This is a genomic window from Streptomyces sp. NPDC030840, from assembly GCF_055572015.1.
Genome location: NZ_JBVIEE010000039.1, coordinates 23789 through 34515, shown reverse-complemented (window position 1 = coordinate 34515; position 10727 = coordinate 23789). Strand labels below are relative to the sequence as shown.

At 73.3% G+C, this 10727-nt stretch carries 7 protein-coding genes and 1 pseudogene; 3 read left to right on the top strand and 5 right to left on the bottom strand.

Annotated elements, in window-relative coordinates; genetic code table 11:
* Positions 1 to 144 precede the first annotated feature (144 nt).
* The 3 genes from ACZ49J_RS43990 to gap form a co-directional block, all read right to left on the bottom strand.
* A complete protein-coding gene (locus ACZ49J_RS43990; protein ID WP_467456953.1) occupies positions 145 to 303 on the bottom strand; it encodes a hypothetical protein in 159 nt (52 codons plus the stop codon).
* 431 nt (positions 304 to 734) lie between these two features.
* A complete protein-coding gene (locus tag ACZ49J_RS43985) occupies positions 735 to 2450 on the bottom strand; it encodes a GAF domain-containing sensor histidine kinase (protein WP_467456954.1) in 1716 nt (571 codons plus the stop codon).
* A 196-nt stretch (positions 2451 to 2646) separates the two neighbouring features.
* Entirely contained in the window at positions 2647 to 3675 is a 1029-nt protein-coding gene (gene gap, locus ACZ49J_RS43980; protein WP_467456955.1) for a type I glyceraldehyde-3-phosphate dehydrogenase, read from the bottom strand.
* A 400-nt stretch (positions 3676 to 4075) separates the two neighbouring features.
* On the opposite strand from gap, the gene ACZ49J_RS43975 reads away from it, so the two are divergent.
* The 3 genes and pseudogenes from ACZ49J_RS43975 to ACZ49J_RS43965 form a co-directional block, all read left to right on the top strand.
* Positions 4076 to 4966, top strand: a complete 891-nt coding sequence (locus ACZ49J_RS43975; RefSeq protein WP_467456956.1) for a universal stress protein — start codon at positions 4076 to 4078, stop codon at positions 4964 to 4966.
* A 167-nt stretch (positions 4967 to 5133) separates the two neighbouring features.
* A complete protein-coding gene (gene ppdK, locus ACZ49J_RS43970) occupies positions 5134 to 7881 on the top strand; it encodes a pyruvate, phosphate dikinase (protein WP_467456957.1) in 2748 nt (915 codons plus the stop codon).
* Positions 7882 to 8429: 548 nt separating this feature from the next.
* Positions 8430 to 8678: pseudogene (locus ACZ49J_RS43965) on the top strand (pyridoxamine 5'-phosphate oxidase family protein); the annotation flags it as partial.
* 218 nt (positions 8679 to 8896) lie between these two features.
* Here the strand turns inward: ACZ49J_RS43965 and ACZ49J_RS43960 are convergent.
* Both ACZ49J_RS43960 and ACZ49J_RS43955 read right to left on the bottom strand, forming a co-directional pair.
* On the bottom strand, positions 8897 to 9805 hold the full coding sequence (locus ACZ49J_RS43960) for a universal stress protein (protein WP_467456958.1): 909 nt from the start codon (positions 9803 to 9805) through the stop codon (positions 8897 to 8899).
* 363 nt (positions 9806 to 10168) lie between these two features.
* Complete coding sequence (locus ACZ49J_RS43955; protein ID WP_467456984.1) at positions 10169 to 10693, bottom strand: Rv1733c family protein; 525 nt, start codon at positions 10691 to 10693, stop codon at positions 10169 to 10171.
* Positions 10694 to 10727: the final 34 nt, after the last annotated feature.

Genomic DNA, 10727 nt, shown 5'->3' with positions numbered 1-10727 from the left:
CGTCGGGGTTAGGGCACGGTCGCACGGTCATGCGGCGGGGGCGCCCTGGCGCTGGGGTCCGCGGGCCGTACGGCCCTGATGGTCGGGAAGGCGGGGCTGGGCATGCGGGTCGGGCCCTGCGGGGTGATGGTCTTGGCGTCGGGGTTAGGGCACGGTCGCACGGTCATGCGGCGGGGGCGCCCTGGCGCTGGGGTCCGCGGGCCGTACGGCCCTGATGGTCAGGAAGGCGGGGCCGGACATGCGGGTCGGGCCCTGCGGGGTGATGGTCTTGGCGTCGGGTGTCGGCCACGGTCGCACGGTCATGCGGCGGGGGCGCCCCGGGGCTGGGGTCCGCGGGCGGAACGGCCCGGCGAAGGGTCCGGCGAGACCGTCACGCGGCGAAAGCGCGGGCAGGAGGCGGGGAGGACCGCGGGCAGTGCGTGCCGGGTCCGGGCCAGGCGGCCGGCCGGCGCCTCGGTGAGCAGGCGCGGGCACTCCTGTCGGCCCGGCCGCGAGACCTTCGGCGCGAGCGTCTACGTCACCCGCAAGGGCGGCACCATCACCACCTGCGCCTCGACGTCGGGTTACATGCACGAGTACGACAACAAGTGCGCGAGAGGTCCGCCGTCCCAGCGGCCCCCGCGTGGGGCAGGGCGGACCGGCCCTCCCTCCGCGGTCGCCGTCGGCGGCGACCTGTTCCGTGTGAAGCCGGAACGGGCCCGGCTCCGGCTTCGGCTCCGGCGATTTCCCTCGGGTCAGTGCTCCACTACCGGCGCCCGCCAGACCAGCGTGGTTCCGCCGCCGGGTGGGCTGGTGAGTTCGCACGTTCCCCCCAGCTGCTCGGCGCGCTCGGCCAGGTTGCGCAGGCCGCTGCGGCGCCCCTCGGGCGGGATGCCGACGCCGTCGTCGGTGACGGTGAGGGTCACTTCGACGGCGTCCGTCTTCAGACTCACGTCCACTCGGCTCGCGTGGGCGTGGCGGGCCGCGTTGGTCAGTGCCTCGGACAGGACGGCCACCACATGGTCGGCGATCTCCGGGGGCACGTTGGTGTCCAGCAGGCCTTCCATCCGGAGGCCGGGGGCGAAACCGAGAACCGGTGCCGCTTCCCCGGCGGCCCGCGCCGCGCGCGAGCGCAGCGTCTCCTTGCCGCTGGTCTCCCTCGCGCGGAGCCCGAAGATCGTCGAACGGATGATCTTGATGGTTTCGTCCAGGTCGTCGACCGCCCGCAGTACCCTCTCGGACGCGTCGGGGTGGTCGATGAGGCGACCGGCGCTCTGCAGCGTCATCCCGGTGGCGAACAGCCGCTGGATGGCCAGGTCGTGCAGGTCCCGGGCGATGCGGTCCCGGTCGGCGAGCAACGCGATCTGTTCGGCGTCGGCCCGTCGCTCGGCCAGTTCCATGGCCACGGCCGCCTGTCCCGCGAAGACCATCAACGGCGCAGTCTCCCCCTCGGCGAAGACGGTGCGTCCGGCGGCCCGTACCAGCAGCAGCACACCCCGGACGCCGTCCCCCGTGCCGATGGGCACGGCCACGGCGGGCCCCAGCCCGCTGAACCGCGGCGGACCGGCCGAGATCCTCTCGTCGCGCGTGACGTCCGCACTGGTGACCGGCTCGGCGGCGGAGAACGCCGCGCCGATCAGGCTGCCGTCGATCGGCAGCACCAGGCCGCGGTGTGCCTCCGCCTCCTGGCCGATGGCCAGCTCCACCGCCAGGGTGTCGGTGTTCGTCACCGGCACGGCGACCACGGCCAGTTCGGCACCGGCGATCTCCCGCGCCCGCTCGGCGATGACCCCGAGGACCTCGGTGCGGGGGCTGCCGGACATCAGGCTGTGGGTGATCTCCCCGCTCGCCCGCAGCCAGCGCTCGCGCTGTGTGGACTCCTCGTACAGGCGGGCGTTGTCGATCGCCACACCGGCCGCCACGGCCAGGGTGGACAGGACCGACTCGTCCTCCTCGTCGAACTGCTCGCCGCCGCGCTTCTCGGTGAGGTAGAGGTTGCCGAAGACGTGGTCGCGGACCCGGATCGGCACGCCGAGGAAGGTGTTCATCGGCGGGTGGTGAGCAGGGAAGCCGTACGAGGCAGGGTGGTCCGAGAGCTTCCTCAGCCGCAACGGCTCCGGGTTCCTGATCAGCTCGCCCAGGATGCCGTGTCCGGAGGGGAAGGGGCCGATCTCGACGATCTGCTCCTCGGACACGCCGACCGTCAGGAACTCCGACAGCCGCTTGCCGTCGGGTCCGATGACACCGAGGGCCGCGTACTGGGCGTCGACCAGCGTCGCCGCGGCTTCCACGATGCTCCGCAGGGCCTGCTCCAGGTCCAGTTCGCGGCCCACCGACAGGACAGCCTCCAGCAGACTGTGCACCCGGTCCCGCGTACCGCGGGCCGCGTCCAGCCGGGCCTGGAGCTCTTCCAGCAGCTCGTCCAGCCTGAGCTGGGGCAACCGGACGCGGCTGTCCTTGGAGCTCTCCACCGCTGCTTCCTCCGTGTGCGCTTCCCGTACCGACGGCGCGAACGGCAGATCGTTCCCGCGCTGTCACCGTATCCGGCGGGGGCCGTGCGGTGGAACGGGCGGGAGCCCGGGCGCCGGAGCGGGACGGCGGGTGGCCCGAGGGCCCGGAGTGGAGATCCGGGCCCTCAGGCCACCGCGCACCCGTGGTGACGGGGCCTCACCTCTGAGGGAGCCGGGCGACGACGTACTCGGTGAGGTCGAGGAGGCGGTTGGTGTAGCCCCATTCGTTGTCGTACCAGCCGAAGACCTTGACGAGGTTGCCGTGGGCCTGGGTGAGCGGGGCGTCGAAGACGCAGGAGGCCGGGTCGCCGACGATGTCGCGGGAGACGATCGGGGCGTCGGACACCCGGAGGACGCCCTTCAGGGACCCGGCGGCGGCCTCGCGGAAGGCGGTGTCGACCTCCTCGGCGGTCACCTCCCGGTCGAGGACGACGGTCAGGTCGGTGAGGGAGCCGTCCTCGACGGGGACGCGGACGGCGAGACCGTCGAGGGTGCCGGCCAGCTCCGGCAGGACCAGGCCGACGGCGCGGGCGGCGCCCGTGCTGGTGGGGATGATGTTGACGGCCGCGGTGCGGCCACGGCGCGGGTCCTTGTGCGGGCCGTCGAGGACGACCTGGTCGTTGGTGTAGCCGTGGATGGTGGTCATCAGGCCCTTGTCGATGCCGAAGGCCTCGTCCAGGACCTTCACCATCGGCGCCACGCAGTTCGTGGTGCACGAGGCGTTGGACACGACGTGGTGGCCGTCCGGGTCGTACGTGCCCTCGTTGACACCCATCACGACGGTCGCGTCGACGTTCTTGCCGGGCACGGACAGCAGCACCTTCCGGGCACCGCCCTTGAGGTGCAGTCCGGCGTCCTCGCGGGTGCGGAAGCGGCCGGTGGACTCGATGACGACGTCCACGCCGAGGCCTGCCCAGTCCAGGGCGGCGGGGTCGCGCTCGGCGGTCACGGCGACGCGGTGGCCGTCGACGGTGATCGACGTGTCGTCGTGCTCGACGGTGCGGGCCAGCCTGCCGTAGGTCGAGTCGTAGGCGAGCAGGTGGGCGAGGGCCGCCGGGGAGGTGAGGTCGTTGACCGCCACCACCTCGATCGGCGTGCCGGTGCCCGCCTCCGCGCGCTCCAGCACCAGGCGCAGGTAGTTGCGCCCGATACGCCCGAAGCCGTTGATTCCCACCCGCACGGTCATCTTCCTCGTCCTTCCTTCGGTCCGGCGATGTCCTCGACCAGCCTGCGAGCGCGGGGGAGAAGCGGGGAGGGGCCGTATGGGGGCGCGCGGGGGGACGTTCGGCCCGGCTTCGGGGGCTGGGTGGGCCGGCGCAGGGCCGCTGAGACGAGCGCGGCACGGCGGCCGGGGCGGCCGAGGGGCCGACCGGGTGCCGGCCGGAGGGCCGAGTGGCCGTGGGAGGGGACCAGCGGCCCCTGGGTGCGCGGACGGTGTCGCCGTGACGATCGGTGTGGGGGGACCGGTGGATCCGCGTGGAGGTGCTGAGGCAGCGCCGCCGGCGCCGCGCGGATCCACCGGACTCCCGGGCCGGCGGCTGTGCCGCGGGCCTCGCAGGACGTAACCGGATACGGAGGTGTCCCCCATGCTTTCCCCCATCGTCGCCGGCCTCGACGGTTCCGCCGAGAGTCGTGCCGCCGTTGACTGGGCAGCCCGCGAGGCTCAGCGCCGCGGCCTGCCGCTGCGCCTGGTCACCGCCTGGATCTGGCGGCCGGTCGACGTCCCCTCCGCTCAGGAGGCGGAAGCCCAGAAGCAGTGGGCGCTGCGGTTGCTGAACGAGGCCAGGCAGGACCTCCTGGCGACTTACCCGGATCTGCCGGTCTCCGTCGAGCAGGTGTCCGATCTGGCTCCCAGGGCGCTGCTGGAACGCGCGGAGGGAGCCGAGATGCTGGTGCTGGGCTCGCGCGGGCACGGCGCCGTCGCCGGTTTCCTCCTCGGGTCCGTCGGTCAGCACGTGCTCGTCCGGGCGCACGTTCCCGTGGTACTCGTACGCGCTCACAAGTCCGGCGCCGCCCAGGGCGCCCAGGCAGCCGACGAGGACGGCGGCGACGTGGTCGTCGCCATCCAGGACCGGGAGGAACCCGCCGAGGAACTGCTGACGTTCGCCTTCGCCGTAGCGGCCGCCCGCGGGGCCACGCTGCGCGTCGTCCACGCCTGGAGCCGTCCGCCGGTGTTCGCGTACAACCCGGGAGCTGTGCCCACGGGCGACGAGGACGGCGGTATGGAGGCCCGGGTCGAGAAGGAACTCCTGGAAGCCCTCATGCCCTGGCAGCAGCGCTGTCCGCAGGTCAAGGTGGTGTATGACACCAATCTCGCGGCTGCCGCGGAGCTCATCCTCCAGGCCGCCCGCAACGCCGCACTCGTGGTCGTGGGCCGCAGGACGCACCGGCCGGCCCTCGGCATGCGCGTCGGCCCCGTCACCCACGGCGTGATCCACCACGCCGCCGCGCCTGTCGCCGTCGTACCCCACGGCTGAGGACGACACGGCGCGTCGGGCGCGCGACGGGTCTGGGCGCACGACGCGCCGCACGCACCGCGCACGACAGCCCCGGCGCACGACAGCCCCGACGCACGACAAGACCCGCACGACAAGACCTGCGAGAAGACCCGAGAGAAGACCCGAGAGAAGAGGGATGCAAGGCCATGCCCCGATACGTGTACGACTTCACCGAAGGCGGCCGGGACATGGCCGGCCTCCTCGGCGGCAAGGGTGCCAACCTCGCCGAGATGACCCGGATGGGCCTGCCGGTCCCGCCCGGCTTCACCGTCACCACCGAGGCCTGCCGGGCGTTCCTGGACACCGGCGCCGAGCCGGACGGCCTGGCCCGCGAGATCTCCGGTCACCTGACCGCTCTGGAGCAGGCCGCCGGGCGGCGGCTGGGGCAGCCGGACGATCCGCTGCTGCTGTCCGTGCGCTCGGGGGCCCGTTTCTCCATGCCCGGCATGATGGAGACGATCCTCGACATCGGGCTGAACGACGACTCCGTGCTGGGGCTGGCCAAGGCCTCGGGGAACGAACGCTTCGCCTGGGACTCCTACCGCCGCCTCGTACAGATGTTCGGCAGTACCGTGATGGGCGTCGACAGCGCGCTGTTCGAGAACGCCATGGCCGGCCTCAAGGAGGCCCGCGGCGTCCGCGACGACCTGGGCCTGGACGCGAGCGATCTGGCCGGGCTCGTCGAGGCCTACAAGGAGATCGTCCGCCAGGAGACCGGCGAGTACTTCCCCCAGTCCCCGGCCGAGCAGCTGCGCCGGGCCGTCCTCGCCGTCTTCCAGTCCTGGAACGGCGAGCGCGCCCGCGTCTACCGCAAACGTGAGCACATCCCCGGCGACCTGGGCACCGCCGTCAACGTCCAGACCATGGTCTTCGGCAACCTGGGCGCCGACTCCGGCAGCGGCGTCGCCTTCACCCGCGACCCCGCCACCGGGCGGCCCGGCGTCTACGGGGACTATCTGTCCAACGCCCAGGGCGAGGACGTCGTCGCCGGCATCCGCAACACCGTCCCGCTCGACGAACTCCAGCGGCTCGACCCGGAGTCGTACCGGCGACTGTGCGGGCACATGCGGACGTTGGAGAACCACTACCGCGACCTGTGCGACATCGAGTTCACCATCGAGCGCGGCAGGCTGTGGATGCTCCAGACCCGCGTCGGCAAGCGGACCGCGGAGGCCGCGTTCGCCATCGCCGCCGCACTGGCCGACGAGGACCTGATCAGTCCCGCCGAGGCGCTGGCCCGGGTGAGCGGCGAGGGGCTCGCCCGGCTGATGTTCCCCCGCTTCGACACCTCGGACGCCGGTGCCCCGCTGGCGCACGGCCTCCCGGCCTCACCGGGCGCCGCCGTGGGGGCCGCGGTCTTCGACTCCGCGGAGGCGGTGCGGCGGGCCGCGGCGGGGGAGAAGGTCGTCCTCGTACGCCAGGAGACCAACCCCGACGACCTGCCCGGCATGGTCGCCGCCCAGGCCGTTCTGACGAGTCGCGGCGGCAAGACCAGCCACGCGGCCGTCGTCGCCCGCGGCATGGGCAAGGTGTGCGTATGCGGCGCCGAGGAACTCGCCGTCGACCCCGTAGGGCGACGGTTCACCGCGAACGGCGTCACCGTCGAGGAGGGCACCGTCCTCTCCGTCGACGGCTCGGCGGGCGCCGTCCATCTCGGCTCGCTGCCGCTGGTCGACTCGGCGGTGATGCGGTACTTCGAGACGGGCGAGCAGGGGGAACAGGGCGAGCAGGGGGAACAGGGCGAGCGGGGCGAGCGGGGCGAGCGGGCCGAGCAGTCGGCCGGAGTGGTCCAGGCCGTGGCCCGTGCCATGGGGCAGGCCGACTCCGTACGGCGACTGGGCGTGCGGGCCAACGCGGACACCCCCGAGGACGCGGCCCGCGCCCGCCGCTTCGGCGCCGAGGGCATCGGGCTGTGCCGTACCGAGCACATGTTCCTCGGCGAGCGCCGGAAGCTGGTCGAGGCGATGATCCTGGCCCGCACGGACGCAGAGCGGGACCGGGCCCTGGACGGGCTGCTGCCGCTCCAGCGGCAGGACTTCATCGAGATCCTGGCCGCGATGGACGGCCTGCCGGTGACGATCCGGCTCCTCGACCCGCCGCTGCACGAGTTCCTGCCGGACCGCACGGAACTCGCGGTGCGCGTCGCCGCCACGGAGGCCCACGGCGACGCGCCGGATCCGCACGACGCGGAGCTGCTGGAGGCCGTGAACCGGATGCACGAGGAGAACCCGATGCTCGGCCTGCGCGGCGTACGCCTCGGCCTGGTGGTGCCGGGACTGGTCGCCATGCAGGTACGGGCCATCGCCGAAGCGGTCGCGGAGCGCAGGCGTGCGGGCGGGGATCCCAGGGCCGAGATCATGGTGCCGCTCATCGACGCGGTCGAGGAACTCCACATCGTCCGCGCGGAAGTGGAGCGGGTACTGGCCGAGGTCTCCGTGGAGACCGGTATCGCCGTCGACTGCCCGGTGGGCACGATGATCGAGCTGCCCAGGGCCGCGCTGACGGCCGGCCGGATCGCGCGGGAGGCCGCGTTCTTCTCCTTCGGAACCAACGACCTCACCCAGACCACCTGGGGCTTCTCCCGTGACGACGTCGAGGCGGCGTTCTTCTCCGCCTACCTCGACAAGGGCATCTTCAAGGTCTCCCCGTTCGAGACGATCGACCGCGAGGGAGTGGGCCGGCTGGTGGAGATCGCCGTGGCCGAGGGCCGCGCCGCACGGCCCGACCTGAAGATCGGAGTGTGCGGCGAGCACGGCGGCGACCCGGACTCGGTGCACTTCTTCCACGGCGCGGGACTGGACTACGTCTCCTGCTCCCCGTTCCGCGTCCCGGTCGCCCGTCTGGAGGCGGGCCGGGCGGCACTCCCGGACACCGAGGGCAGCGACAGCAGGTGAGTTCCGGCTCCTGGGGGCCGCCGGTTGGGATTCGGGTGACCCCGGAGACGCCGGTGGTCACCAGGGCCCGGCGCTCTCGGGATTCCGAGACCGCGGTGCTCTCGGAGCCCCGGCGGTCCCGGAGGCCCCGGCGGCCCCGGCTCCTGGCAGGCTCAGTCGTCCCGGCGGCCCGGTTCTCCCGGCTCCGGGCAAGGCCCAGTGGTCCCGGCGGCCCGGTTGTCCCGGGTCTCGGCGGTCCCAGTGGTCCCGGGGGTCCCGGGGGTCCCAGTGGTTGCGGGGGCCCGGCGGTTGCGGCAGGCCCGGCAAGGCCGAGTGGTCCCGGCTGTCTCGGCTGTCCGGGGTTCCGGCGGTCGCGAGACAGGCGGGTTCTGGCTGTTCGGGTAATGCCGGCGGTCCCGGCGGTCCCGGCGGTCCCGGCGGTCCCGGCGGTCCCGGCGGTCCCGGCGGTCCCGGCAAACCCAACAAGGCCCAGTGGTCCCGGCTGTCTCGGCTCTCCTGGGTCCCGGCGGTCGCGAGACAGGCAGGTTCAGTGCGCGCCCGCCAACCCGCGACAGGCCGGCGGCCCGGGCGTGGTCGTGGCCTACGAGGCCGACGCCATCGACCCGGACACGCACCTCGGCTGGAGCGTGGTGGTCACCGGCTACGCCCACCTGGTGACCGACCCGCACGACGTGGCCCGCTACCAGGCGGTGCTGCGCCCCTGGGTGCGGCAGGCCATGGACTACGCGGTCCGTATCCGCCCCGACCTGATCACCGGCATCCGGCTCACCACCGCCGAGGGGCCCACCGACGCCTGAGGGAGCGCGTCACGGGACGCGTCGAGTCGAGCGGCCGTTTCTCCCGGGCGGCCTGGGCAGTGCGGCGGCGGGGCGGAACGGCCCCCGGAGTGAACTCACCGGCCCACCGGGCCGGTCGGGGGGAGCCGTCCCCCGCCGTCCGTTCCGTGGTCCCACGCGGGCAGCCCGACGCACCGTCCGGCCGGTTTCACGCGGCCGGACGGTGCGCGGGGGCCACTTCACGCGTGCGGTACGACGGCGACAGGGCAGCGGGCGTGATGCAGCACCGCGTGGGCCACAGGCCCGATGTGGGTACCGAGGTGGCTGTCCCGTGCGCGTCGCCCCACGACGACCAGCGCGGCGCCCCTCGACGCGTGCACGAGTTCGGTGGCCGCCCGCCCTTCGGTGACGGTCTCGGTCACGGAGACCTCGGGGAACTTCTCGCACCACGGGCGGAGCGCCGCGACGACGGTGCGTTCATGAGCGGCGAGCAGTTCCGGCCCGGACGCCGGCTCCTGACGGCCCCCGGGGTCGTCGGCCCGCGCGGCGCGGAACGCGTGGACCACGTGCAGGGGGGCGCCACAGTGCCGGGCGGACGCGAAGGCGAACGCGACCAGTTCGTCGCAGGGGTGTCGTGTGTCCAGCCCGAGGACGACGGCACGGTACGGCGACTCGGGTATCTCCTCGGGTGACATGCCGTCAGCGGCCGGGAGGTGTTCGTCGGCGGAGGTCTCGCCGGCGCGGACGAGCACCACGGGCAGCGGGGACCTGGCCACGACCCGCTGGGACACCGAGCCGAGCAGGAACCCCGCGACGCCGCCGAGACCGCGGGAGCCGAGGACCAGCAACTCCGCGTTGCCCGCCGCCGAGAGAAGGCCGGCGGCCGGGGAGTCGGACACGAGGTGGTCGACGACGTGCAGCCCGGGATGGGCGGCACGGACACTGGCCACCACCCGGTTCACGGTCTCTTCGGCCCACTCGCGCTGGGTCCTGTCCAAAGGAACGGAGGCGGCCGGGCGCGGGTGCCACTGCCAGGCGTGCACGATCCTCAGTGCGGTGCCCCGGCGCACGGCCTCCCGGGCCGCCCAGTGCGCTGCTGACAGACTCTCCGCCGATCCGTCGACTCCTGCGGTGACGTGCCGAAGCATGATGCGTACCTCCTGTACGGGCTGTGGCCGCTCACTCGTAGGCTCGTGCCGAAACAGCCCGCCGCCCAGGGGCCGCAGTGCCCTTCCAAGGGCCCGTTCGGCCCCACTTCCCAGCGGCCGCGGCCTCGACGGGCGGGCTGGCTCCGGCGTCTTGCCGGACGCGGCGATGGCGCGCCCGCTCCGCCAGCACGTCGAGCACGGCGCTGACGACGAACGCGACCGCGGCGGAACTCACCAGAAGAGCGGCGGACAGCTTCCACGCGTCGGGAGCAGATGACGTACTCACCGTGATCCCCCTTCCGAGAGGCCTTCCTTCCGAGAAAGTCCCTTTTGACGTCCGGCCGGTCGTGGCCGGCCGGTGGATCAACCGGTCTTGTGTCCCCACCGAGGCCCGACCAGGTCCCATTCGAGGCCCCACCGCTCGATGCGTCGCCGTTCGAGCCGCCGTCGTGCGACGGCTCCGGCGCCGAAGGCCGGGCCGCCGAAGGCGAGCGCGGCTCCCGAGCCGATGACCACCGCCCGCGTGACGGCCTGTGCGGCAGTCGGCGGTGGGGAAGTGAGGTCTCCGTGGCGGTCGGTGAAGACCAGGACACGCGATCCGGCCTTGTGTCCGGTGGCCACCAGGGTCGTACCCGTACGCGTGAAGCCGTCCTCGTCCGTCCAGCGGACTTCCGCCCGGGCCCGGGTGGTGGTCCTCCCGATCGCCGTGGCGTGCGGTTCGTACTGGACGAGCAGCGCACGCACGGAGCGCTTCTCGGCACGCTGCCCGGTGAAGTACCCGTCGGCGACCTGGGCGGTCGCCGCGCCGACGAGCGCGCCGCCCAGCGCCACGACCGTCCACACGATGAGGACGACCCACGCCTCGATGACGTCGTCGCGCCCTCGCAGCGGGTTGTTCCGTCACCGCCACAGCCACGGCCTC